This window comes from Streptomyces sp. NPDC005576, assembly GCF_042871745.1.
GTDB lineage: Bacteria > Actinomycetota > Actinomycetes > Streptomycetales > Streptomycetaceae > Streptomyces.
The window spans coordinates 73282-95857 of the sequence record NZ_JBIAJC010000005.1 but is presented as its reverse complement, the minus strand read 5'-3'; the positions used below and the strand labels follow the sequence as shown (position 1 = coordinate 95857).

Here is a 22576-nt window from a genome sequence, read left to right as displayed (position 1 = left end):
TCCGTCCCGCGGCTGTTCCCGAGGGGGGGGACGGCCCTCAGAGCTTGCGCAGGGAGAGCCGCTGGACCTTGTGGTCCGGGCCCTTGCGCAGCACCAGCGTCGCGCGGCTGCGGGTGGGCGCCACGTTCTCCAGCAGGTTCGGCTTGTTGATGGTCCGCCAGGTGTTGCGCGCGTACTCCATGGCCTCCTCCTCGGAGACCTGGGTGTACTTCGTGAAGTACGAGGACGGGTTCTGGAACGCCGTCTCGCGGAGCTGCCGGAACCGGTTGAGGTACCAGCTCTCGATGTCCTCGGCGCGCGCGTCCACGTAGACGCTGAAGTCGAAGTAGTCCGCGAGCCCGACCCTGGTCCGGCCGTCCTTGCCGGGCAGCGCGGGCTGGAGGACGTTGAGACCCTCCACGATCAGGATGTCCGGGCGCCGCACGGTGAGGCGCTCGCCCGGCACGATGTCGTAGATCAGGTGGGAGTAGACGGGGGCGGTGACCTCGTCCTTCCCCGACTTGATGTCCGCGACGAAGCGGGTCAGCGCCCGCCGGTCGTACGACTCCGGAAACCCCTTCCGCGAGGTCAGCCCGCGCGTCCGCAGCTCCTCCATCGGCAGCAGGAACCCGTCCGTGGTCACCAGCTCCACCCGGGGATGCTCCGGCCACCGCGCCAGCAGCGCCTGGAGCAGCCTGGCACTGGTCGACTTGCCCACCGCCACACTCCCCGCGACCCCTATGACGAACGGGGTACCGCGCTGCGCTCCGTGGCCGTTCCCCGCGTCCCCCAGGAAGGTGTTCAGGGCGCCGCGCAGGCCCGAGGTGGCCTGGACGTAGAGGTTGAGCAGCCGCGAGAGCGGGAGGTAGACCTCGCGCACCTCGTCGAGGTCGATGACGTCACCGAGCCCGCGCAGCCGCTCCACCTCCTCGGCGGTCAGCGGCAGCGGGGTCTTGTCGCGTAGGGCACTCCACTCGGCGCGCGAGAGGTCGACGTAGGGCGTCGGACCGTGTTCGGTACGACGCTGGGTGCCACGGAGCGGCGGTGTGATCACGTACTCATTGTTACGGGAGTTTGAACGGAGCGGGGGGTGGGGTCCCTCACGCGAGGTGGGGGTTGCGCGGGGCGGTCACCCCCCGGCTACCGGATCCCCGTCACACAGGAGCCTTCACGGGGCTCGTCCGGTCCGCCCCGGTGATCCGGGCCACCGTGGTGGTCGGGATCGGCCGACTGGTCGGGGGCGCCTCCGCCGCTTCCCGGAAGGCGACGACCGCCTCGCCGTTCTCCCGCGCCCATGCGGTGAGCATCCTGATGGGCTCCTCCAGGGTCCGCCCGAGATCCGTCAGGCTGTACTCCACGCGGGGAGGCGCCTCGGCGTACGCGTGCCGCTCGACGAGCCCGTTGGCCTGGAGCCGGCGCAGCGTCTGGGTCAGTACCTTGCGCGAGATGCCACCGCTCAGCTCGACGAGCTCACGGTGGCGCAACGGGCCATCGGTCAGGGCGAAGAGCATGACCATGGACCACTTACTGGCGATGATCTCCATGGCGAGGAGAGCGGGGCAGTCGGCGAGGAAACCGATGACGGGGCGCGGGCTCATGCCCCGAAGGTTACCTGGAGGTACCTGTCGGCCTCCTATCGTTTTCGAGGTGCGCACGCCCTTTCCGTATCTCCCGTGAACGTATCTCCCGTGAATGAGGTCCAGCCGTGTTCGTCTCCCTTGTCGTCGTCACCGTGATCCTGTCGGCGATCCTCCTGATATCGGCCGGCGCCAAGTCTCTGCGGACGCGGCACATCACCGAGCAGATGGCCACCCTCGAAGTGCCGCAGAGCATGATGAATTTCCTGATCGGTGCTCAGGTAGCGGGCGCGGCCGGTGCGATTGCCGGGCTGTGGTGGGGGCCCGTCGGAATAGCCGCCGCGATCGGCCTGACGCTGTACTTCGCCGGGGCGGTCGCCTCCCATCTCCGCGTCGGTGACCACAAGGGCGCACCTCCGGCGGCGGTTCTCACCGTGGCCTCCGTCGCCCTGCTGGTCCTGCGCGTCGCCACTCTCTGACCGCTGCGGCGGGGCAGCCCTCACGCACATGTCGTAGCCGGTCGAATCGGGAAAGCCTCGAAAGCCTCGTGCTCGCCCCGGGCCCGACGTGGCTCGCCGCGGCACGGTGAGGGGAGACGCGCCGGAGGAGGGGCGCCCGTGACGTACCGGCCCGTGACGTACCGCCCCGCGCCCCGCACTCCCGCGCCCCCACGCCCACCCCTTCCGTAACCCCGCCCTTGCCGCCCTCCGCGCCTTATCGTGCCGACATGTGTGGAATCGTGGGTTATGTCGGATCGCAGTCGGCGCAGGACGTCGTGGTCGCGGGGCTGAGGCGGCTGGAGTACCGGGGGTACGACTCCGCCGGGGTCGCCGTACTGGCGGACGGGGGGCTGGCCAGTGCCCGGAAGGCGGGGAAGCTGGTCAACCTGGAGAAGGAGCTGAAGGACCGCCCGCTCCCGGCCGGGTTCACCGGGATCGGGCACACCCGGTGGGCGACGCACGGGGCGCCCACCGACGCCAACGCGCATCCGCACCTGGACAACGCGGGCCGGGTCGCGGTCGTGCACAACGGGATCATCGAGAACTTCGCCACCCTCCGCACCGAGTTGACCCGGCGTGGGCACGACCTCACCTCGGACACCGACACCGAGGTGGTGGCCCACCTGCTGGCGGAGGAGTTCTCGGCAGGCAGCGATCTGGCCGAGTCGATGCGGCGGGTCTGCCGGCGGCTGGAGGGTGCCTTCACCCTCGTCGCCGTGCACGCGGACGAGCCGGACACCGTCGTGGGCGCGCGGCGCAACTCCCCGCTGGTGGTGGGGGTCGGGGCGGGTGAGGCGTTCCTCGCCTCGGACGTCGCCGCGTTCATCGCACACACCCGGGACGCCGTCGAACTGGGCCAGGACCAGGTGGTGGAGGTGCGTGCCGACCGGGTCACCGTCACCGGCTTCGACGGCACGCCCGCGGAGGTGCGGAGCTACCACGTCGACTGGGACGCCTCCGCCGCCGAGAAGGGCGGGTACGCCTCCTTCATGCTCAAGGAGATCGCCGAGCAGCCCCGCGCGATCGCCGACACCCTGCTGGGCCGGATCGACGGCGAGGGCGCGCTGACGCTCGACGAGGTGCGCCTGACGCCGAGCGTGCTCCGGGAGATCGACAAGGTCGTCATCGTGGCCTGCGGGACCGCCTACCACGCGGGGCTGATCGCCAAGTACGCCATCGAGCACTGGACCCGGCTGCCCTGCGAGACCGAGCTGGCCAGCGAGTTCCGCTACCGCGACCCGATCCTCTCGCCGAACACCCTGGTCGTCGCGATCTCGCAGTCCGGCGAGACGATGGACACCCTCATGGCGCTCCGTCACGCGCGGGAGCAGGGCGCGCACGTGCTGGCCATCTGCAACACCAACGGTTCGACCATCCCGCGCGAGTCCGACGCCGTGCTCTACACCCACGCCGGGCCGGAGGTCGCGGTCGCCTCCACCAAGGCGTTCCTCACCCAGCTCGTCGCCTGCTACCTCGTCGCGCTCTACCTCGCCCAGGTGCGCGGGACGAAGTTCGGCGACGAGATCCGTGCCGTCGTCCGCCAGCTCTCCGAGGTCCCCGCCGCCGTCGAACGCCTCCTGGCCACCATGGAGCCGGTACGGGAGCTGGCCCGCTCGCTCGCCCACAAGAACACCGTGCTCTTCCTCGGCCGGCACGTCGGCCACCCGGTGGCGCTGGAAGGGGCGTTGAAGCTGAAGGAGCTCGCGTACATGCACGCGGAGGGCTTCGCCGCGGGCGAGTTGAAGCACGGGCCGATCGCGCTCGTGGAGGAGGACCTGCCGGTCGTCGTGGTGGCCCCGTCCCCGCGCGGGCGGTCGGTGCTGCACGACAAGATCGTCTCCAACATCCAGGAGATCCGCGCCCGGGGCGCCCGGACCATCGTCGTCGCGGAGGAGGGTGACGAGAGTGTCGCCCCCTACGCCGATCACCTCATTACGATTCCCCCGACGCCTACGCTGCTTCAGCCACTGGTCGCCACGGTCCCGTTGCAGGTCTTCGCCTGCGAACTCGCGACGGCCCGGGGCAACGAGGTGGACCAGCCGCGCAACCTGGCGAAGTCCGTGACCGTGGAATAGGAACGAGAACGAGGGTGGGCCCGTGATCATCGGGGTCGGGATCGATGTCGCCGAGATCGCGCGGTTCGACGCCGCGCTGGAACGCACGCCCCAGATGGCCGAGCGGCTCTTCCTCGAACGGGAACGGCTGCTGCCCGGCGGCGAGCGGCGGGGGATCGCCTCGCTCGCCGCCCGGTTCGCCGCGAAGGAGGCCGTCGCCAAGGCCCTCGGGGCGCCCGGTGGCCTCCTCTGGACCGACTGCGAGGTCTGGGTGGAGGACAGCGGGCAGCCCCGGCTCCGGGTCACCGGCACCGTCGCCGCCCGCGCCGAGGCCCTCGGCGTCCGCACCTGGCACGTCTCGCTCAGCCATGACGCGGGGGTGGCGTCGGCCATGGTGATCGCGGAAGGTTGAGGCCGGGGCGTGTGCGGGCGGGCGCACGGGTACGTGTGAGCCGACCCGCCGGACGACGATCATCACCCCGACCCGCCGACCCGCCGACCCGCCGACCCGCCGACCACTCCCCGCTCGTTCTCGAAGTGTGAAGGGCTGACCGATGCGTACCGCTTACAGCGTGGAGACCGTACGGGCCGCCGAGCAGGCCCTCATGGCGCGGCTGCCCGAGGGCACCCTGATGCAGCGGGCCGCCGCCGGGCTCGCCGTGGCCTGCGGGGACCTGCTGCGCCGCAACGGCCGGGTGTACGGGTCCCGGGTGCTGCTCCTCGTCGGCAGCGGCGCCAACGGCGGAGACGCACTCCACGCGGGCGCCCGCCTCGCCCGGCGCGGTGCCGGCGTCAGCGCCCTGCTGGTCACCCCGGGCCAGGCCCACGAGGGCGGGCTCGCCGCGCTGCGGGCGGCCGGCGGGCGGGTGCTGGACCGCCCCGAGGAGGCGGGCGTCGTCGACCTCGTGGTGGACGCGATCACCGGCATCGGCGGCCGGGGCGGACTGCGCCCGGAGGCGGCCGCGCTGGTGAAGGCGGTCACCGAGGGGCACGGGGCGCCGGTCCTCGCCGTGGACCTGCCCAGCGGGATCGAGGCGGACAGCGGCGAGGTGCACGGCACGGCGGTCCGCGCCGACGCCACCGTCACCTTCGGTACGTACAAGCCCGGGCTGCTCGTCGACCCCGGCGCCGAACGGGCCGGCGCGCTGCGGCTGGTCGACATCGGCCTCGGCCCGGAACTTCCGGAGCCCCCGGACCTGGAGGCGCTCCACTTCTCGGACGTGGCCGCCCTGCTGCCGGTGCCCGGCGCGGAGAGCGACAAGTACGGCCGGGGCGTCGTCGGCGTGGTCGCCGGTTCGGAGCGGTACCCCGGCGCCGCGGTCCTCGCCGTCGCCGGGGCACTGCGCGGCGGCGCCGGAGCGGTGCGGTACGCCGGTCCCGGCGGGGAGACGGTGATCGCCCGGTTCCCCGAGACCCTGGTGCACGAGGGGCGGCCCTCGCAGGCGGGCCGGGTGCAGTCCTGGGTGGTCGGACCCGGGCTCGGGGACGGCCGGGCGGCCACCGCCGCGGTCGAGGACGTGCTCGCCACGGACGTGCCCGTGCTGATCGACGCGGACGGGCTGCGGCTGATGGACGGCGCCACCGTGCGCTCCCGCTCGGCGGCCACCGTCCTCACCCCGCACGCCGGGGAGGCCGCCGCGCTGCTCGGCGTGGAGCGCGCGGAGGTGGAGGCGGGCCGGCTCGCCGCCGTACGCGAGCTGGCCGCCCGCTACCGCGCCACGGTCCTGCTCAAGGGGTCCACCACGCTGATCGCGGAGGCCCGCGACACCCCCGTACGCGTCAACCCGACCGGCACCGCGTGGCTCGCCACGGCGGGCAGCGGGGACGTGCTCTCCGGACTGATCGGCTCGCTGCTCGCGGCCGGCCTCGCCCCGCGCGACGCGGCCTCGGTCGGCGCCCACCTGCACGGGCTCGCCGGACGGCACGGTGCGGACGGGGCGCCCGTCTCCGCCCAGGACATCGCCGAGGGCATCCCGGCCGCCTGGCGCGACGTACGCCGGGGCTGAGCGTGCGGGTCCCGCCCGCCGGGACCACCCTGGAAGCGGCAGCCGGTACGGAGCGGGAGGCGGCGCGCATGGCTGGGAGCGGAAGCGGGAGCGGGAGCGGCGGCGGCAGGGGCAGCGGTCCGGTGCGGGTACGCAGGGTCTACGACCCGCCCGAGCCGCGCGCGGACGGCACCCGGGTGCTCGTCGACCGGCTCTGGCCGCGCGGGGTGTCCAAGGAGCGGGCCGCCGTCGACCGGTGGCTGAAGGACGTCACCCCCTCCGACGAACTGCGCGGCTGGTACCACCAGGACCGTTCGGGCGCCCGGTACGACGAGTTCGTGGACCGCTACCGCACCGAACTCGACGACTCCGCGCACACCGAGGCGGTCACCCTCCTGCTCGGCCTGCTGGACGGCGACACCCCGGTGACCCTGGTGACCGCCGTCAAGGACATCGACGCCAGTCATGTGCCCGTCCTGGTCGAGTACCTGGAGCACGCGCGCACCCACCGCGCGGGCAGCGACTGACGCCGTCGACGCCCGCGCCCCGCACACCCGACCGCCCCCGGGCCGGGCTCCCGGGTGCCGTCCTGGGACGGGTACCGACCTGAGAGACTGGCCGCGATGAACGAGAAAGCGTCCTTGAGAGCCCGGGCCGAGATCGACCTCGCCGCACTCCGCGCCAACGTGCGCGAACTGCGCGCGCGGGCGGGCGGAGCCCAGCTCATGGCCGTGGTGAAGTCCGACGCCTACGGCCACGGCGCCGAGCCCTGTGCGCGGGCCGCGCTCGAAGCCGGCGCGACCTGGCTCGGCACCGCCACCCCGCAGGAGGCCCTGGCCCTGCGCGAAGCCGGGCTCGGCGGCCGGGTCATGTGCTGGCTATGGACCCCGGGCGGCCCCTGGCGCGAGGCGATCGAAGCCGACATCGACGTCTCCGTCAGCGGCCTGTGGGCGCTGCGCGAGGTCGTCACCGCTGCCGGAGAGGCCGGCCGGACGGCCCGTGTCCACCTGAAGGCCGACACCGGACTCGGCCGCAACGGCTGCCAGCCCGCCGACTGGCCCGAGCTGGTCGCCGAGGCCCGCGCCGCCGAGGAGACGGGGGCCGTGACCGTCACCGGCCTCTGGTCCCACTTCGCCTGCGCCGACGAACCCGGCCACCCCTCGATCGCCGCCCAGCTCTCGGTCTTCCGCGACATGGTGGCGTACGCGGAGAAGGCCGGCGTGGAGCCCGAGGTCCGGCACATCGCCAACTCCCCGGCCACCCTGACCGTGCCGGAGTCGCACTTCGACCTGGTCCGCACCGGGATCGCCCTCTACGGCATCTCGCCCAGCCCCGAGCTGGGCACCCCCGCCGACTTCGGGCTGCGCCCGGTGATGACGCTCTCCGCCTCCGTCGCCCTGGTCAAGCAGGTCCCCGCCGGGCACGGCATCAGCTACGGCCACCACTACACGACCCCGTCCGAGACCACGCTCGCCCTGGTGCCGCTCGGGTACGCCGACGGCATCCCGCGCCACGCGTCGGGGCGCGGCCCCGTCCTGGTCGCGGGCCGGGTGCGGACCGTCGCCGGGCGGGTCGCGATGGACCAGTTCGTCGTGGACCTGGAGGGCGACCGCACCGAGCCGGGGGCCGAGGCGGTGCTCTTCGGGCCGGGCGACCGGGGCGAGCCGACCGCCGAGGACTGGGCGGTGGCGGCCGACACCATCGCGTACGAGATCGTCACCAGGATCGGTACGCGCGTTCCGCGGGTACACGTCGGCGCGTAGCGGAAGCACCACCGACGACCACCGAGAACCACGACCACCGACCACGGACGAGGAGCGGGCACGGTGAGCGACAGCAGCGCGGGGGAGGTGGTGGCGGCGACCGCCGCCGCGGCGGCGGCCGGATGGCGCAGGGCCTCGGTCGCCGGGGCCGCCATAGGAGTGCTCGCCGCGGGCGCGGCGGCCGGGGTCGCCGTCGAACGGCTCACGGTCGGCCGGGGCATGCGGAGGAAGGCGCGCCTCGCGCTGGACGCCTCCGGGCCGTACGGCGCGCTCCGCGGCACCCCCGGCCACGCGGTCGCCGACGACGGCACCGCGCTGTACTACGAGATCGACGAGGTCGAACCGCCGACGTCCGCCGGGGCGGCCGGCACCGGTCCGCGCAAGCGCCGCCTCTTCGGCCGCAAGTCACCCGGGCCCGTCACCGTCGTCTTCAGCCACGGCTACTGCCTCTCCCAGGACTCCTGGCACTTCCAGCGGGCGGCGCTGCGCGGGCTGGTCCGCACGGTCCACTGGGACCAGCGGAGCCACGGCCGGTCCGCGCGCGGCCGGGCCCAGGCCGACGGGGTGCCGGTCACCATCGATCAGCTCGGCCGGGACCTGAAGGCGGTCATCGACGCGACGGCCCCCGAGGGGCGGCTGGTGCTGGTGGGGCACTCGATGGGCGGCATGACGATGATGGCGCTCGCCGACCAGTACCCGGCGCTGATCCGCGACCGGGTCGCCGCCGCCGCGTTCGTGGGCACGTCGAGCGGCCGGCTCGGCGAGGTCAACTTCGGACTGCCGGTCGCGGGCGTCAACGCGGTGCGCCGGGTGCTGCCCGGGGTGCTGCGGGCGCTCGGTACCCAGACGGAGCTGGTGGAACGGGGGCGCCGGGCGACCGCCGACCTCTTCGCGAGCCTCATCAAGCGGTACTCGTTCGGCTCCCGGGACGTGGACCCGGCGGTCGCCCGGTTCGCCGAGCGGCTCATCGAGGCGACCCCCATCGACGTCGTCGCCGAGTTCTACCCGGCGTTCACGGAGCACGACAAGAGCGCCGCGCTCCCCGTCTTCCGGGACATGCCCGTGCTGATCCTCGCGGGCGACAAGGACTTGGTGACCCCCAGCTCGCACAGCGAGGCCATCGCCGACGTGCTGCCCGAGGCGGAGCTCGTCATCGTGCCGGACGCGGGCCACCTGGTGATGCTGGAACACCCCGAGACGGTGACCGACCGGCTCGCGGACCTGCTGGTGCGGATCGGAGCCGTACCCGCTCCGACTAACGTGGGCGGACATGGAAGCACCGCACAACGGCCCGGCCGCTGAGACCGCGGCGGCCCCGGACGCCGTCACCGTACGCATCGCCGTCGAGTCACCCGAACAGATGACGGAGCTGGGCCGCGACCTGGCCCGGCTGCTGGCCCCCGGCGACCTGGTGATGCTCACCGGCGAGCTCGGCGCCGGAAAGACGACCCTGACCCGGGGCCTCGGCGAGGGGCTGGGGGTACGGGGCGCCGTCACGTCCCCCACCTTCGTGATCGCCCGGGTCCACCCGCCGCTGGGCGACGGCCCCGCCCTGGTCCACGTCGACGCCTACCGCCTGGGCGGCGGGCTGGACGAGATGGAGGATCTGGACCTCGACGTGTCGCTGCCCGAGTCGGTGGTGGTCGTGGAGTGGGGCGACGGCAAGGTGGAGGAGCTCTCCGACGACCGGCTCCACGTGGTCATCGACCGCGCCACCGGCGACACCGACGACGAGCGGCGCGAGGTGACCCTCGCGGGGATCGGCGCGCGCTGGGCGGACCTGCGGACCCGGATCGGCGGGCACCCGGCCTGAGCCGGCTGTGTCCGTCCTGCTTTCGTCCGTCCCGTCCGTCCCGTCCGTCTGTCCGTCCTGCGGGGCGCCTTCCTCCGGGGAGGCGCCCCGCAGGCGTGTGCTCGGTGGCCGGATGCGCGGTGATTACGGCGAGGGCGTGTGCGGCGGGGGCGGTCCGGCGGGCGCAGGGCGGCCGGCAGACACATTCCCGGGTGGTTTCCGACAAGGCGTCGGTAAAATGTTGCGGAGACCGGGCCGCCCGTGGTGGTATGGGTTGGCGAACTGGTTAGGTATACCTAACTACTCCTCCAGTGGAGCCAGGAGGCATCCATGCCGACGCCCGAGCGAGACGTCCGGTACCCGTCCCCCTCCGGGGTGCCGATGAAGGATCTGCTCGCGTCGTGCGCGGCGGCCAGCGCCGTGTCGACCCCGCCGTCCGGGGCTCCGGCGGCGCCCCCGGAGGACGAGAGCGATCCTGCCGATCCGGTCGCCCGGGGCGACCGGAGTGACGCGACCGCGGCCCCGGTGCACGGAATCAGGCCGCCCGCGCAGCGCGAAGCGGCCTGATCCTCGGACTTTCTGACGCCTACGGGACGACGACGACCTTCACCCCGACCGTGGCGAACGACCACATCTGGTCGGCGTTCTTCCGCGTCATCCGCACTCCGCCGGTCTTCAGCGTCGGGTCCGGGGTCGGCAGCGAGCCGTCCTGCGCCGCGCTGAAGCCCACCACCGCGTCGCCCACCTGGGTGAACCGCACGACGTGCTCGATCGGCACCCCGTCCGAGCCGTTCACCGCGCCGGTGCGGGAGTAGACCGCGTACGAACCCGGCGGGGGGCTGACGCTGCTCGTCGGCACCACCGGGAACGTCCCGGAGGACGTGCCGTCCTCGCCCACCAGCCACACCCGCTTCTGCTTCAGCGCGTACACGACCCGCAGGCCGGTCCCGGAGCCGGCCGGCACCGCGAGCGGGTCGACGGTGGGCGTGGGCTTCTCCGCCGCGGGCTTCTTCGTGGACGCGGGCGCGGAGGCGCTCGTCGAGACGTCCACCACCGAATCGGGGGCGTTCGCCGACGCCTGGTAAGCGAGGAATGCGACCACGGCGACGGCCACCGCAGTGAGCCCGGCCACGATTCCCGAGCTGCCCCTAGCCACCTGAGCTCCCCTTTCGCATACGGTCCGCCGCATGCCACTTGTCGCATGTCGTACAAGGTTTACGTCGTACTCGTGTATCCCGGGTGACGGTAGCAGCAGCCCCGGGGACCACCGGGACGACGTACGGGCGCGACGCCTCCGGTGGCGGGAGCCGTAGGCTGTTCGCGTGCTCTTGCTCGCCATGGATACCGCCACCCCCGCCGTCACCGTCGCCCTCCACGACGGCACCTCCGTCGTCGCGGAGTCCGGCCAGGTGGACGCCCGGCGCCACGGGGAGCTGCTGCTCCCCACCGTCGACCGCGTCCTCGCCGAGGCCGGGACCACCCTCGACGCCGTCACCGGCATCGTCGTGGGCGTCGGCCCCGGCCCCTACACCGGGCTGCGCGTCGGCCTGGTGACCGCCGCGACCTTCGCCTCCGCGCTCTCCGTCCCCGTGCACGGCGTGTGCACCCTGGACGGACTCGCGTACGCCGCCGAGGAGGCCGGGATCACCGGACCCTTCGCGGTCGCCACGGACGCCCGCCGCAAGGAGGTCTACTGGGCGCGCTACACCGACCCCCGCACCCGGACCGGTGGCCCGTCCGTCGACCGGCCCGCCGACATCGCCGGGGAACTGGCCGGGCTGCCCGTCGTCGGGGCCGGAGCGGTGCTCTACCCGGACTCCTTCCCGGACGCCCGCGGCCCCGAGCACGTCTCGGCCGGGGCGCTCGCCGCGCTCGCCGCAGAACGCCTCGCCGCCGGGGAGAAGCTGCTCGACCCGCAGCCGCTCTACCTCCGCAGGCCCGACGCGCAGGTCCCGAAGAACTACAAGGTGGTCACCCCGACGTGACCGACGTGACCGTCCCGACCGCCGAACTGCGCGAGATGCGCTGGTGGGACATCGAGCCGGTGCTGGAGCTGGAACACGAGCTCTTCCCCGACGACGCCTGGTCGGCCGGGATGTTCTGGTCCGAGCTCGCCCACGCCCGGGGCCCGCACGCCACCCGCCGCTACGTCGTCGCCGAGGAACCGGCCACCGGCCGGATCGTCGGCTACGCCGGGCTCGCCGCCGCCGGGGACCTCGCCGACGTCCAGACCATCGGTGTCACCCGCGCCCACTGGGGCGGCGGCCTCGGCTCGGAACTCCTCACCGACCTGCTGAGGCACGCCACCGCCTTCGAGTGCGCCACCGTGCTGCTCGAAGTCCGGGTCGACAACACCCGCGCCCAGAGGCTCTACGAACGCTTCGGCTTTGAACCGATCGGCTTCCGGCGCGGCTACTACCAGCCGGGCAACATCGACGCACTCGTCATGCGCCTCCACGTACAAGGAACAGAGAATGGCTGATGGCAATGGCTGACGAACCGCTCGTACTCGGCATCGAGACCTCCTGCGACGAGACCGGCGTCGGCATCGTGCGCGGCACCACGCTCCTCGCGGACGCCGTCGCGTCCAGCGTGGACACGCACGCCCGCTTCGGCGGTGTCGTTCCGGAGATCGCCTCCCGTGCCCACCTGGAGGCGATGGTCCCCACCATCGAGCGCGCCCTGAAGGAAGCCGGGGTCAGCGCCCGCGACCTCGACGGCATCGCCGTCACCGCGGGTCCGGGTCTCGCCGGAGCGCTGCTCGTCGGCGTCTCGGCCGCCAAGGCGTACGCGTACGCGCTGAGGAAGCCGCTCTACGGCGTGAACCACCTCGCCTCGCACATCTGCGTCGACCAGCTGGAGCACGGCCCGCTGCCCGAGCCGACCATGGCCCTGCTGGTCAGCGGCGGCCACTCCTCGCTGCTCCTCGCCCCCGACATCACCAGCGACGTACGGCCCCTGGGTGCCACCATCGACGACGCGGCGGGCGAGGCATTCGACAAGATCGCCCGTGTGCTGGACCTCGGCTTCCCCGGCGGCCCCGTCATCGACCGGCTGGCCCGCGAGGGGAACCCGAAGGCCATCGCCTTCCCGCGCGGCCTCTCCGGCTCCCGCGACCCCGCGTACGACTTCTCCTTCTCCGGGCTCAAGACCTCGGTCGCACGCTGGATCGAGGCGAAGCGCGCGGCCGGCGAGGAGGTGCCGGTGCGCGACGTGGCGGCGTCCTTCCAGGAAGCCGTGGTGGACGTGCTCACCCGCAAGGCCGTCCGCGCCTGCAAGGACGAGGGCGTCGACCACCTGATGATCGGCGGCGGCGTCGCGGCCAACTCCCGCCTGCGCGCGCTCGCCCAGGAACGCTGCGAGCGGGCCGGAATCCGGCTCCGGGTGCCCCGCCCCGGACTCTGCACCGACAACGGCGCGATGGTCGCCGCGCTCGGCGCCGAGATGGTCGCCCGCAACCGGCCCGCCTCCGACTGGGAGCTCTCCGCCGACTCCTCGCTCCCGGTGACCGACCCGCACGTACCCGGCGCCCAGCACGGTCCCGCGCACGACCACACCCACGACCACGACCATGTGCACGAGGTCAGCAAGGACAACCTGTACTCATGACCGTCGCCCTGATGTGGGAGGCCCGCGCCGCCGACGGACAGGGCGCGGAACTGCTGGAGTGGGCCCGCGCCCGCGCCGGCGAACTCGCCCGCACCCCGCTGCGCACCGAACTCCTGCGCGCCCCGCAGGACCGGGTCCTGGTGATCACCTGGTGGCCGGGGGAGTACGGCGACGAGCTGCCGGAACTCCCCGAGCCGGACGACCGGCTGATCACCCGCGCGGTGCACCGCTGGCGCTTCGAGTCGCTGGGGCCGGTCGACTCCTGACGGCCGCCCGATGCGTCCCGGCGGCCCGTTCTCTCCCGGGCGTACGCGCCGGGACGCAAGGGTGTTATCGCCGATGACGCGGCACCGTTAGCGACGATAGCGTCTCGGTGTTATCGTCGTTATATGCCATCCGATCACCCCTCCGTGGGGGAGAGCTCTCGCGACCGCATCATCGCGGCCGCGCTCACGCTCCTGAACGAACAGGGCCGCGAGGCCGTGTCGACCCGGGCCGTGGCCACCGCGGCCGGCGTCCAGGCGCCGACCATCTACCGGTTGTTCGGGGACAAGCAGGGGCTGCTCGACGCCGTGGCCGCCCACGGTTTCGCCGCGCACATCCCGGCCAAGTCGGCACTGGATCCCGGCGGTGACCCCGTGGACCACCTGCGCGCCGGCTGGGAGATGAACATCTCCTTCGCCCTGCACAACCCGGCCCTGTACTCCCTCATCTACGGCGAACCGCGCCCCGGCGTGCGCGTAGAGGCGGCCGAGATCGCGGACAAGATCCTGGAGCACGCCATCCGGCAGATCGCCGCAGCCGGCCGGCTGCGGGTCGAAGAGGCCCTGGCGATCCAGTTGGTGCACGCGAGCGGACGCGGTGTCGCACTGGAGCTCCTCTCCCGCACCGAGGCGGAGCGCCACCCGTCCCTGACGTCCGCAGCGCGGGAAGGGGTGATCGCGGCGATCACCACCGACGCCCCCCTCTCGCCCGAGGACGCCGGGCCCGTCACCGCCGCCGTCGCCCTGCGAGCCGTGCTCTCCCGGACCACGGCCCTGACCGACACCGAACGCGCCCTCCTGCGGGAATGGCTCGACCGCATCACTCGAGCCGACAGCACCGCCCGAACCGACAGCACCAACCGACACGACAGCACCACACGTACCGACAGCACCGCCCGAACCGAGACCGACCGGAGCGCCACATGATCGTCGTCACCGCCCCCACCGGCCACATCGGACGCCGGCTCCTCGCCAGGCTCGTGAGCGGCGGCGAAGAGCCGGTCCGCGTGATCGCGCGGGACCCCTCGGCACTCGACCCCGAGGTGCGCGAGCGCGCCGAGGTGGTGGAGGGCTCGCACGCCGATCCCGCCACCGTGACCAAGGCGTTCGAGGGCGCCGACACGGTGTTCTGGCTCGTCCCGCCGAACCCGCGTGCCGAGGACGTCACCGGCCATTACGTGGACTTCACCCGTCCCGCCTGCGAAGCGATCGAGCGGCACGGTGTGCGCCGGGTCGTCGGTGTCTCCAGCCTGGGGCGCGCCTTCGGGGAGCACGCCGGCAACCTCTCGTCCGCCTTCGCCATGGACGCCCTGATCGAGGGCACCGGGGTGGCCTACCGGTCGCTGCGCATGCCCTTCTTCATGGAGAACCTGCTCATGCAGGCCGAGGCGATCGGGCAGGGCGGCTTCCACCTGCCCAACGCGGCCGACCGCCCGCTGCGCGTGGTCGCCACCGCGGACATCGCGGCCACCGCGGCCGACCTGCTGCTCGCGCCCGCGTGGAGCGGCCGGGGCGACGTGCCCGTGCTGAGCCCCGACGCCCTGACCCCGCAGGACATGGCGGCCACCCTGTCGGAGGTCCTCGGAACACCGGTCGCCTTCCACCGGACCCCGCTCCCCGACTTCCGGGCGACGATGCTCGGGTACGGAATGAGCGACAGCTGGGCGCAGGGACTCGTCGACATGGTGCTCGCCCAGGACGCCGGCATCTACGAACCCGAGGCCCTGGCCGCCGAGGCGGCGCCCACCAGCTTCCGCCAGTGGTGCCGGGACGTGCTCAAGCCCGCGCTCCAGGGCTGAGCCGCTCGCTCCCGGGGGGTCGGGGTCCCGCGTGTCCGATGAGTTCCGGGCGTCCGGCAGGTCTACCGTGCAGCATCCCGAACCGGCCGCCTGGCCGGGGCCGCGCACGGCAGGCGGGGCGGGCCTCGGGGCTCGGGACCCAACGAGGAGAAGACCATGCAGAAGATCACCCCCTGTCTCTGGTTCGACGGCCGGGCCGGCGAGGCCGCCGACTTCTACGTCTCCGTGTTCGGCGGCGACTCGCGCGTCCTGGAGACCTCCTACTACTCCGACTCCGGACCCGCCGAGACCGGCACCGTGATGACCGTCCGCTTCCGGCTGGCCGGCCAGGAGTACCAGGGTCTCAACGGCGGTCCCGCGTTCCACTTCACCGAGGCGCTCTCGCTCTCCGTGGACTGCGCGGACCAGGCCGAGGTGGACCGGCTGTGGGACGCGCTCACCGAGGGCGGCGAGGAGAGCCGGTGCGGCTGGCTCAAGGACAAGTACGGCCTCTCCTGGCAGATCGTGCCGCGCGCGCTCCCCGAGATCCTCGGCGGCCCCGACCGGGACCGCGCCGACCGTGCCATGAAGGCGATGATGGGCATGGGCAAACTCGACGTGGAGACGCTGCTCAACGCCTGAGGGCGCCGTGCGGCTGTGGCGGCCCACGGGCGGTACGAAGTTCCGCACCACCCACACGGCCTAGAGTCGGCCCCATGCCTTCCAGCGCCGTGCTGCCGCCTCCCCCGCCGCCCGTGGAGATCCGCTCCTGGCCCGACCGCACCTCCCTGCTCGCCGACCGGGCCGCGGTCCTCGGCGAGCTGGTGGGACGGCACGTCGGCGGCAGACGGCTCGCCCTCCTCCTCACCTGGGGCGGACTCGCCGCGCTGGGTTGGGCGTTCATCGGTTCGGCCGTGACCGTCTTCGAGGAGTCCCTGGACCCGATCAGTGACCTGCCGGGGGTCGTCCTGCTCGTCGTCGGCCTCGGCACGCTCGCCACGGCGGCCGTGTTCCTCGTGATCGACGGCGCACGCGCCCGCAAGGTCCGGGCCCTGCTGGCCGGTTGGGGCGCGCTCGACCGGGACGCGGAGCGGGACCGGCTGCTGCGGATGCCTGGACTCGGCCTCACCTGGCTGCTGCTCTCCTACGCCCTGTGCGCCGTCGGCCTGTTCACCTGCGTGGCCGTCCCGGCGTCGGCCACGCCGGGCGAGGACACCTACGGCTCGGTGGTGCTCGGGATGGGCGCCGGCCTCATGGTGTGGATCACCGGACTGATCGGCGCGGTCACGGCGGTCTCCCACCGGCGTTGGGCGCTGCGGGTGCTCGCCGCCCCGGCGGAGGTGCCGGGACGGCGGACGGCGGCGGCGGGCGGGGCGGGCTGACCGGAACGGTCCGGCCGGACCGGCCGGTCCGGCCGGACCGTCATGCCTCCGGCCGGACCGGACGGCCGATCAGCATGGTCGGGGCGCCGGCGACCCGGGTCAGCAGGACCGTCGCGGAGTTCGGCCCCGCGAGCTTCATCCGGCGCCGCACCTCCTCCGGCTCCACCGCCGAACCGCGCTTCTTCACCGTCAGCACCCCCACCTCCCGCTCCCGTAGCAGGGCCTTCAGCCGCTTCATGTGGAAGGGGAGCTGGTCGGTGATCTCGTACGCGGAGGTGTACGGGGAGGCGTACGGCTGGTCGCTGGTGACGTAGGCGATGGTCTCGTCGATCAGCCGCCCGTCGCACCGGGCCACGATGTCGGCGACCAGACTGGCCCGGATCACCGCGCCGTCCGGCTCGTAGAGGTAGCGGCCGACCGGCCCGACCGGCGGGGCCGGCAGCGGGGAGCGGGTGGCGAGGGTGGCGCCGGACGGCAGCAGGGTCGCCCGGTAGGTGCCGGGCTCGAAGCCCTCGCCGTACCAGAGCACCGCCTCCTTGACGTCCCCGCCGTCCGAGATCCACTCGGCCTCGGCCTCCGGGCCGATCGCCTCGTGCGGGACGCCCGGCGCGATCTTCAGCGCCGCGCGCGGGGCCTTCAGCGCGGCGGCGGTCGCCCAGGAGAGCGGCGGCGAATACGCCTCGGGGTCGAAGATCCGGCCGCGCCCGCCGCGCCGGGCCGGGTCCACGAAGACGGCGTCGTACGGGGAGGTGTCGATGTCGGTGACATCGGCGCACCGGACCTCGATCAGCCCGGACAGTCCGAGGACCTCCGCGTTGGCGCGGGCCACCTCCGCGGTGAGCGGGTCGCGGTCGACGGCCAGCACCTCGATGCCGGCGCGGGCCAGCGCGATCGCGTCGCCGCCGATGCCGCAGCACAGGTCCGCCACCCGCCGTACCCCGCCGAGCGCGGCGAACCGTCCGGCGCGGTACGTGGCGACGGAGGTGCGGGTGGCCTGCTCGACGCCGTTGGGCGTGAAGTACATCCGGTACGCGTCCTCGGCGCCGAACTTCGCGACCGCCCGCTGCCGCAGCCGGGCCTGCCCGAGGGCGGCCGAGACCAGGCCGGGCGCGTGGTCGCGGCGCAGCCGGGTGGCGGTGGCCAGTTCGCGCGCCGGGTCGTGGTCCCGCAACTCGTCCAGGAGGGCGGCGCCTTCGGGCGTACGCAGGGCGGCGAAGGAGGCGAGCGGGTCGGCGGGGCCGTCACCGGCGGGGAGAGGTGCGTTCACCCGTCCCATTGTGGGCCAGCGGACGGCCGCGGCCGTCCCCCGGCCGACCGCCCGCCCGCCCGGCTGTGCGCCAGGCGGGGGATGCGGCCGGACGCCCGGCGGTGTCGGATCGGGGCGCCGGGGGCGGGCTGGCAGGATGCGGCGCCATGCAACTAGTACGACAAAAGGAAAAAAGAACAAAGAACCCGTACAGATCCGGCGTGGTCGTCCTGGTGGCCCTGCTGGGCGCCGCTCTCGCCTGCGGATGCGGCCAGGACCCCCCGGCGCCGGATCACCACGCGCACCAGGGCGCCGCCGGGGGCGACAGCAGGGCGGCGGCCGGACCCGCTCCGCAGGCCGCCCCGGTCGGCGCCCTCCTCGCGTACGCGGAGCATCTGAAGCGGCGCCAGGCGCAACGGGTCGCCGTCGCCAGGAAGTGGGGGCTGGCGGCCGTGCCCCTGGTCGCCCCCGCGCCGCCCGCCGAGAAGCCGCGGATCACCAGCCGCGCGGGGTTCGAGGTGGACGACGGCGACGAGCTGCCGCAGGTGTTCACGACCGTCCCCACCAAGGAGCGGATCGTCTTCCTCACCATCGACGACGGCGCGGAGAAGGACCCCGAGCTGCTGCGGATGATGGACGAGCTGAAGATCCCGTACAGCGCCTTCCTCAGCGACTTCCTCGCGAGTGAGGACTACGGCTACTTCGCCGCGATGCAGAAGCGGGGGGTCTCCCTCAACAACCACACCCTCACCCACCCCTATCTGCCCGGTCTCTCCTACGCCCAGCAGAAGAAGGAGATCTGCGGACAGCAGGACAGGATGGAGAAGCACTTCGGCAAGCGGCCGGTGCTCTTCCGGCCGCCGTACGGCAACTACAACCGCGACACCCTCGTCATCGCCAAGTCCTGCGGGATCAGGGCCGTGCCGCTGTGGGCGGAGGAGGCGTTCCCCGACCACATGGACTGGCGGGAGTGGGACCGTGATCTGCACCCCGGCGACATCATCCTCACCCACTTCCAGGGGCGCGAACAGTGGAAGGGGACCATGGCCGACATGGTCCGCACCGTCATGAAGGTCATCACGGGCAAGGGCTACGCGGTCGCCAGGCTGGAGGACTACGTCTGACCCGGGCCTCCGGTCCCCGGGCGTCCGATCCGTACGGCACCGTCGCCGCACAGTCACCGCACCGTCCATGCGGAAGGATGCCTGCCGCCCCCGCGCCGCCCCCGCGACTCCGGGGCAGGGCCGGGCCGACATGCCGTCACGCCTGCACCTCTGCGAGGCACCCGCGGGCAACGCCCCTGTGCCACACCCCTGTCACACCCCTGCGATACCCCTGCGCAGCACCCGGATCGCGTCCCCGGGTGGACCGTCCCGGCGTGCGGGCGACGCCACGCACGGGTACTCAATTGGCACTCCGCTTGACCGAGTGCTAATCCCGGTCATAGTCTCGGTGCTGGCACTCCCCCCTGGAGAGTGCCAGCAGTACGAGCGACAGGGCAGGTCCGGCACCCGCGACGACGGATCCGGCCCGGTCGCCGACCCAGACTGTTAAACCCCGTGAGATCTCCGAAGGGGGAGACCGGATCGTGTCGACCACCAGCTCCAAGGTTGCGATCAAGCCGCTCGAGGACCGCATTGTGGTCCAGCCGCTCGACGCTGAGCAGACCACGGCTTCCGGCCTGGTCATTCCCGACACCGCCAAGGAGAAGCCCCAGGAGGGCGTCGTCCTGGCCGTGGGCCCGGGCCGCTTCGAGAACGGCGAGCGCCTTCCGCTCGACGTCAAGACCGGCGATGTCGTTCTGTACAGCAAGTACGGCGGCACCGAGGTGAAGTACAACGGCGAGGAGTACCTCGTCCTCTCGGCGCGCGACGTCCTCGCGATCATCGAGAAGTAACTCACCCACATTTGCTGTGTGTTCTGCGCCCCTGGCCCCCTGCGAAATAACTAGCCGGGTGGCGAGGGGCGCAGTTCGTTCGAGAGGGAAAAACAGCCCATGGCGAAGATTCTGAAGTTCGACGAGGACGCCCGTCGCGCCCTTGAGCGCGGCGTCAACAAGCTTGCCGACACGGTCAAGGTGACGATCGGCCCCAAGGGCCGCAACGTCGTCATCGACAAGAAGTTCGGCGCTCCCACCATCACCAACGACGGTGTCACCATCGCGCGTGAGGTGGAGCTCGACGACCCGTTCGAGAACCTCGGTGCGCAGCTGGTGAAGGAGGTCGCCACCAAGACGAACGACGTCGCCGGTGACGGCACCACCACCGCCACCGTGCTCGCCCAGGCTCTCGTCCGCGAGGGTCTGCGCAACGTCGCCGCGGGAGCCTCCCCGGCCTCCCTGAAGAAGGGCATCGACGCCGCGGTCAAGGCCGTGTCCGAGGAGCTCCTCGCGACCGCCCGTCCGATCGAGGACAAGTCCGACATCGCCGCCGTGGCCGCGCTCTCCGCGCAGGACCCGCAGGTCGGCGAGCTCATCGCGGACGCGATGGACAAGGTCGGCAAGGACGGTGTCATCACCGTCGAGGAGTCCAACACCTTCGGCCTGGACCTTGAGTTCACCGAGGGCATGGCCTTCGACAAGGGCTACCTGTCCCCGTACATGGTGACCGACCAGGAGCGTATGGAGGCCGTCCTCGACGACCCGTACATCCTGATCCACCAGGGCAAGATCGGCTCGATCCAGGAGCTGCTCCCTCTGCTGGAGAAGGTCATCCAGGCCGGCGGCTCCAAGCCCCTGCTGATCATCGCCGAGGACGTCGAGGGCGAGGCGCTCTCCACCCTCGTCGTCAACAAGATCCGTGGCACCTTCAACGCCGTCGCGGTGAAGGCCCCGGGCTTCGGTGACCGCCGCAAGGCCATGCTCGGCGACATCGCCACCCTCACGGGTGCGACCGTCATCGCCGAGGAGGTCGGCCTCAAGCTCGACCAGGCCGGTCTGGACGTGCTGGGCACCGCCCGCCGCGTGACCGTCTCCAAGGACGACACGACCATCGTCGACGGTGGCGGCGACGGCGCCGACGTCAAGGGCCGCGTCAACCAGATCAAGGCCGAGATCGAGAACACGGACTCCGACTGGGACCGCGAGAAGCTCCAGGAGCGCCTCGCGAAGCTGGCCGGCGGCGTGTGCGTGATCCGCGTCGGTGCCGCCACCGAGGTCGAGCTCAAGGAGAAGAAGCACCGTCTGGAGGACGCCATCTCCGCGACCCGCGCCGCGGTCGAGGAGGGCATCGTCTCCGGTGGTGGCTCTTCCCTCGTCCACGCCGTCAAGGTCCTGGAGGGCAACCTCGGCAAGACCGGCGACGAGGCCACCGGTGTCGCGGTCGTCCGCCGTGCCGCCGTCGAGCCGCTGCGCTGGATCGCCGAGAACGCCGGCCTCGAGGGTTACGTCATCACCGCGAAGGTCTCCGAGCTCGAGAAGGGCCAGGGCTTCAACGCCGCCACCGGCGAGTACGGCGACCTGATCAAGGCCGGCGTCATCGACCCGGTCAAGGTCACCCGCTCCGCCCTGGAGAACGCCGCGTCCATCGCGTCGCTGCTGCTCACGACCGAGACCCTGGTCGTCGAGAAGCCGGCCGAGGAAGAGGCCGAGGCCGGTCACGGCCACGGTCACTCCCACTAGTACTGGTTCGTTCGCTCACGGGCCCCAGGGCCCCTGAGCGGTACGAGCGGTACGAGTCCCGGTGCCCCCGTCGCGGGGGCACCGGGACTCGTCGCGTCCGGGGCGTTCTCCGGGCGGAGGCGCTCCCCCCGGGTCCCTGGACGGCCGCGCGCCTCACTTCGGGCCGTACTTGCGCCCCGTCCGTGACGTCATCTCCCCCAGCAGATTGCGCGGGGCCACCTTCACCAGCCCCATCAGCGCCTTGTACCGCGCGTCCGGCACCGACACCGTCCTGCCGCGCGCCAGGTCGGCGAGGGTTGCGGTCACCAGCTTGTCGGCGTCCAGCCACATCCAGCCCGGGATGTTCCCGGTGCCCATTCCGGCCCGCTGGTGGAACTCCGTCCGTACGAAGCCCGGGCAGAGCGCCATCAGCCGGACCCCGGACCCCGCCAGGTCCTTCGCCGCGCCCTGGGTGAACTGGACGACCCACGCCTTCGACGCCCCGTACGTACCGCGGGGGACGAACGCCGCGACCGAGGCGACGTTGACGATCCCGCCCCGGCCGCGCTCGCGCATCCCGGCCGCCGCCGCCGAGGTCAGCCGCAGCACGGCCTCGCAGTGGACCTTCAGCATCGTCAGCTCGTCGGCGAGCGGCACCTCCAGATAGCGCCCCTTGTTGCCGAACCCCGCGTTGTTGACGAGGAGTTCGACCGGGTGGTCGCGGTCGCGGAGCCGTGCTTCGACCGCCGCGATCCCGGAGTCCGTGGACAGGTCGGCGGTGAGCACCGTGGCCTCGATGCCGTGCCGGTCGTGCAGTTCGGTGGCCTGGTCCCGCAGTCGCTCGGTGTCGCGGGCCACCAGCACGAGGTTGTGCCCCTGTCCGGCGAGCCGCCGCGCGAAAGCGGCGCCGATGCCCGCGGTCGCGCCGGTAATCAGTGCAGTCGTCATGCGCGGCACGTTAGTGGTACCGCTCCCGTCCCGCGCACCCGTCCCACCGCCGCACGCGCACGGGACGCGCGGCCGGTTGACGTACGGCCCCCGTCCGGGCCT

At 72.7% G+C, this 22576-nt stretch carries 25 protein-coding genes; 20 read left to right on the top strand and 5 right to left on the bottom strand.

The features are described from left to right. Window positions 1–37 precede the first annotated feature (37 nt). Both coaA and ACFYPN_RS10455 read right to left on the bottom strand, forming a co-directional pair. Window positions 38–1033: a type I pantothenate kinase gene (gene coaA, locus ACFYPN_RS10460; RefSeq protein WP_358755929.1), complete on the bottom strand. Its 996-nt coding sequence runs from the start codon at window positions 1031–1033 to the stop codon at window positions 38–40. A gap of 100 nt (window positions 1034–1133) precedes the next feature. Next, window positions 1134–1577, bottom strand: coding sequence for a helix-turn-helix domain-containing protein (locus tag ACFYPN_RS10455; RefSeq protein ID WP_358755931.1), 444 nt, complete (start codon window positions 1575–1577; stop codon window positions 1134–1136). Between the two features lie 107 nt (window positions 1578–1684). Here ACFYPN_RS10455 and ACFYPN_RS10450 point away from each other — a divergent pair, with 107 nt between their 5' ends. The 9 genes from ACFYPN_RS10450 to ACFYPN_RS10410 all read left to right on the top strand — a co-directional run bounded on the left by ACFYPN_RS10450 (window position 1685) and on the right by ACFYPN_RS10410 (window position 10217). Next, window positions 1685–2035, top strand: coding sequence for a DoxX family protein (locus tag ACFYPN_RS10450; protein ID WP_358755933.1), 351 nt, complete (start codon window positions 1685–1687; stop codon window positions 2033–2035). 248 nt (window positions 2036–2283) lie between these two features. After that, window positions 2284–4131, top strand: a complete 1848-nt coding sequence (gene glmS / locus ACFYPN_RS10445) for a glutamine--fructose-6-phosphate transaminase (isomerizing) (RefSeq protein ID WP_358755935.1) — start codon at window positions 2284–2286, stop codon at window positions 4129–4131. A 22-nt stretch (window positions 4132–4153) separates the two neighbouring features. Next, window positions 4154–4522: a holo-ACP synthase gene (locus tag ACFYPN_RS10440; RefSeq protein WP_358755937.1), complete on the top strand. Its 369-nt coding sequence runs from the start codon at window positions 4154–4156 to the stop codon at window positions 4520–4522. Between the two features lie 142 nt (window positions 4523–4664). Further along, window positions 4665–6116: an NAD(P)H-hydrate dehydratase gene (locus ACFYPN_RS10435; protein ID WP_389297688.1), complete on the top strand. Its 1452-nt coding sequence runs from the start codon at window positions 4665–4667 to the stop codon at window positions 6114–6116. Between the two features lie 68 nt (window positions 6117–6184). Further along, the gene (locus ACFYPN_RS10430) at window positions 6185–6622 is read left to right on the top strand and encodes a DUF488 domain-containing protein (RefSeq protein ID WP_389297686.1); all 438 of its coding nucleotides are present in this window, start codon (window positions 6185–6187) and stop codon (window positions 6620–6622) included. 96 nt (window positions 6623–6718) lie between these two features. Beyond that, window positions 6719–7858 (top strand): alanine racemase, encoded by a 1140-nt coding sequence (gene alr / locus ACFYPN_RS10425; RefSeq protein ID WP_389297684.1) that lies wholly within the window; start codon window positions 6719–6721, stop codon window positions 7856–7858. Between the two features lie 63 nt (window positions 7859–7921). After that, the gene (locus ACFYPN_RS10420; protein WP_358755945.1) at window positions 7922–9160 is read left to right on the top strand and encodes an alpha/beta hydrolase; all 1239 of its coding nucleotides are present in this window, start codon (window positions 7922–7924) and stop codon (window positions 9158–9160) included. After that, window positions 9129–9671 (top strand): tRNA (adenosine(37)-N6)-threonylcarbamoyltransferase complex ATPase subunit type 1 TsaE, encoded by a 543-nt coding sequence (gene tsaE / locus ACFYPN_RS10415; protein WP_389297681.1) that lies wholly within the window; start codon window positions 9129–9131, stop codon window positions 9669–9671. Before ACFYPN_RS10420 ends, tsaE begins: the two co-directional genes overlap by 32 nt. A gap of 309 nt (window positions 9672–9980) precedes the next feature. After that, window positions 9981–10217 carry a hypothetical protein gene (locus ACFYPN_RS10410; protein ID WP_358755949.1) on the top strand — a complete coding sequence of 79 codons (237 nt, stop codon included), beginning with the start codon at window positions 9981–9983 and terminating at the stop codon, window positions 10215–10217. 19 nt (window positions 10218–10236) lie between these two features. Here ACFYPN_RS10410 and ACFYPN_RS10405 read toward each other — a convergent pair whose 3' ends face one another. Next, window positions 10237–10839, bottom strand: a complete 603-nt coding sequence (locus tag ACFYPN_RS10405; protein WP_389297679.1) for a hypothetical protein — start codon at window positions 10837–10839, stop codon at window positions 10237–10239. 148 nt (window positions 10840–10987) lie between these two features. Between ACFYPN_RS10405 and tsaB the strand changes: the two genes are divergently transcribed. The 8 genes from tsaB (at window position 10988) to ACFYPN_RS10365 (ending at window position 16682) form a co-directional block, all read left to right on the top strand. Then, window positions 10988–11635, top strand: coding sequence for a tRNA (adenosine(37)-N6)-threonylcarbamoyltransferase complex dimerization subunit type 1 TsaB (gene tsaB / locus ACFYPN_RS10400; protein WP_358756097.1), 648 nt, complete (start codon window positions 10988–10990; stop codon window positions 11633–11635). Between the two features lie 5 nt (window positions 11636–11640). After that, window positions 11641–12132 carry a ribosomal protein S18-alanine N-acetyltransferase gene (rimI, locus tag ACFYPN_RS10395; RefSeq protein ID WP_358756099.1) on the top strand — a complete coding sequence of 164 codons (492 nt, stop codon included), beginning with the start codon at window positions 11641–11643 and terminating at the stop codon, window positions 12130–12132. 5 nt (window positions 12133–12137) lie between these two features. Further along, a complete protein-coding gene (gene tsaD / locus ACFYPN_RS10390; protein WP_358756101.1) occupies window positions 12138–13259 on the top strand; it encodes a tRNA (adenosine(37)-N6)-threonylcarbamoyltransferase complex transferase subunit TsaD in 1122 nt (373 codons plus the stop codon). After that, window positions 13256–13525 (top strand): hypothetical protein, encoded by a 270-nt coding sequence (locus tag ACFYPN_RS10385; RefSeq protein WP_389297677.1) that lies wholly within the window; start codon window positions 13256–13258, stop codon window positions 13523–13525. Before tsaD ends, ACFYPN_RS10385 begins: the two co-directional genes overlap by 4 nt. A 123-nt stretch (window positions 13526–13648) precedes the next feature. Further along, window positions 13649–14449 (top strand): TetR/AcrR family transcriptional regulator, encoded by an 801-nt coding sequence (locus ACFYPN_RS10380; RefSeq protein ID WP_389297676.1) that lies wholly within the window; start codon window positions 13649–13651, stop codon window positions 14447–14449. After that, window positions 14446–15321, top strand: a complete 876-nt coding sequence (locus tag ACFYPN_RS10375; RefSeq protein ID WP_358755957.1) for an NAD(P)H-binding protein — start codon at window positions 14446–14448, stop codon at window positions 15319–15321. Before ACFYPN_RS10380 ends, ACFYPN_RS10375 begins: the two co-directional genes overlap by 4 nt. 156 nt (window positions 15322–15477) lie before the next feature. Further along, the gene (locus ACFYPN_RS10370; protein ID WP_358755959.1) at window positions 15478–15942 is read left to right on the top strand and encodes a VOC family protein; all 465 of its coding nucleotides are present in this window, start codon (window positions 15478–15480) and stop codon (window positions 15940–15942) included. Between the two features lie 74 nt (window positions 15943–16016). Next, window positions 16017–16682, top strand: a complete 666-nt coding sequence (locus ACFYPN_RS10365; RefSeq protein ID WP_358755961.1) for a hypothetical protein — start codon at window positions 16017–16019, stop codon at window positions 16680–16682. Window positions 16683–16722: 40 nt separating this feature from the next. On the opposite strand, the gene ACFYPN_RS10360 is transcribed toward ACFYPN_RS10365, so the two are convergent. After that, window positions 16723–17958, bottom strand: coding sequence for a methyltransferase domain-containing protein (locus ACFYPN_RS10360; RefSeq protein ID WP_389297673.1), 1236 nt, complete (start codon window positions 17956–17958; stop codon window positions 16723–16725). Window positions 17959–18095: 137 nt separating this feature from the next. On the opposite strand from ACFYPN_RS10360, the gene ACFYPN_RS10355 reads away from it, so the two are divergent. From ACFYPN_RS10355 to groL, 3 genes are all read left to right on the top strand, one after another. Further along, entirely contained in the window at window positions 18096–19052 is a 957-nt protein-coding gene (locus tag ACFYPN_RS10355; RefSeq protein WP_389297672.1) for a polysaccharide deacetylase family protein, read from the top strand. A gap of 464 nt (window positions 19053–19516) precedes the next feature. Then, window positions 19517–19825: a co-chaperone GroES gene (groES, locus tag ACFYPN_RS10350; protein WP_028439209.1), complete on the top strand. Its 309-nt coding sequence runs from the start codon at window positions 19517–19519 to the stop codon at window positions 19823–19825. Window positions 19826–19924: 99 nt separating this feature from the next. Beyond that, window positions 19925–21547: a chaperonin GroEL gene (gene groL, locus ACFYPN_RS10345; RefSeq protein WP_358755967.1), complete on the top strand. Its 1623-nt coding sequence runs from the start codon at window positions 19925–19927 to the stop codon at window positions 21545–21547. A gap of 153 nt (window positions 21548–21700) precedes the next feature. Here groL and ACFYPN_RS10340 read toward each other — a convergent pair whose 3' ends face one another. Then, window positions 21701–22474, bottom strand: coding sequence for an SDR family NAD(P)-dependent oxidoreductase (locus ACFYPN_RS10340; RefSeq protein ID WP_389297669.1), 774 nt, complete (start codon window positions 22472–22474; stop codon window positions 21701–21703). Between the last annotated feature and the right edge of the window lie 102 nt (window positions 22475–22576).

What these genes read in the sequence shown, in the direction of transcription:
- tsaD (WP_358756101.1), top strand. Translation starts at nt 12,138, where the DNA reads ATGGCTGACGAACCGCTCGTACTCGGCATCGAGACCTCCTGCGACGAG.
- ACFYPN_RS10355 (WP_389297672.1), top strand. Translation starts at nt 18,096, where the DNA reads ATGCAACTAGTACGACAAAAGGAAAAAAGAACAAAGAACCCGTACAGA.
- ACFYPN_RS10380 (WP_389297676.1), top strand. Translation starts at nt 13,649, where the DNA reads ATGCCATCCGATCACCCCTCCGTGGGGGAGAGCTCTCGCGACCGCATC.
- groL (WP_358755967.1), top strand. Translation starts at nt 19,925, where the DNA reads ATGGCGAAGATTCTGAAGTTCGACGAGGACGCCCGTCGCGCCCTTGAG.
- ACFYPN_RS10375 (WP_358755957.1), top strand. Translation starts at nt 14,446, where the DNA reads ATGATCGTCGTCACCGCCCCCACCGGCCACATCGGACGCCGGCTCCTC.
- alr (WP_389297684.1), top strand. Translation starts at nt 6,719, where the DNA reads ATGAACGAGAAAGCGTCCTTGAGAGCCCGGGCCGAGATCGACCTCGCC.
- ACFYPN_RS10370 (WP_358755959.1), top strand. Translation starts at nt 15,478, where the DNA reads ATGCAGAAGATCACCCCCTGTCTCTGGTTCGACGGCCGGGCCGGCGAG.
- ACFYPN_RS10340 (WP_389297669.1), bottom strand. Translation starts at nt 22,474, where the DNA reads ATGACGACTGCACTGATTACCGGCGCGACCGCGGGCATCGGCGCCGCT.
- ACFYPN_RS10365 (WP_358755961.1), top strand. Translation starts at nt 16,017, where the DNA reads ATGCCTTCCAGCGCCGTGCTGCCGCCTCCCCCGCCGCCCGTGGAGATC.
- ACFYPN_RS10410 (WP_358755949.1), top strand. Translation starts at nt 9,981, where the DNA reads ATGCCGACGCCCGAGCGAGACGTCCGGTACCCGTCCCCCTCCGGGGTG.
- ACFYPN_RS10435 (WP_389297688.1), top strand. Translation starts at nt 4,665, where the DNA reads ATGCGTACCGCTTACAGCGTGGAGACCGTACGGGCCGCCGAGCAGGCC.
- ACFYPN_RS10385 (WP_389297677.1), top strand. Translation starts at nt 13,256, where the DNA reads ATGACCGTCGCCCTGATGTGGGAGGCCCGCGCCGCCGACGGACAGGGC.
- glmS (WP_358755935.1), top strand. Translation starts at nt 2,284, where the DNA reads ATGTGTGGAATCGTGGGTTATGTCGGATCGCAGTCGGCGCAGGACGTC.
- tsaB (WP_358756097.1), top strand. Translation starts at nt 10,988, where the DNA reads ATGGATACCGCCACCCCCGCCGTCACCGTCGCCCTCCACGACGGCACC.
- ACFYPN_RS10405 (WP_389297679.1), bottom strand. Translation starts at nt 10,839, where the DNA reads ATGCGGCGGACCGTATGCGAAAGGGGAGCTCAGGTGGCTAGGGGCAGC.
- ACFYPN_RS10360 (WP_389297673.1), bottom strand. Translation starts at nt 17,958, where the DNA reads ATGGGACGGGTGAACGCACCTCTCCCCGCCGGTGACGGCCCCGCCGAC.
- ACFYPN_RS10430 (WP_389297686.1), top strand. Translation starts at nt 6,185, where the DNA reads ATGGCTGGGAGCGGAAGCGGGAGCGGGAGCGGCGGCGGCAGGGGCAGC.
- ACFYPN_RS10455 (WP_358755931.1), bottom strand. Translation starts at nt 1,577, where the DNA reads ATGAGCCCGCGCCCCGTCATCGGTTTCCTCGCCGACTGCCCCGCTCTC.
- tsaE (WP_389297681.1), top strand. Translation starts at nt 9,129, where the DNA reads ATGGAAGCACCGCACAACGGCCCGGCCGCTGAGACCGCGGCGGCCCCG.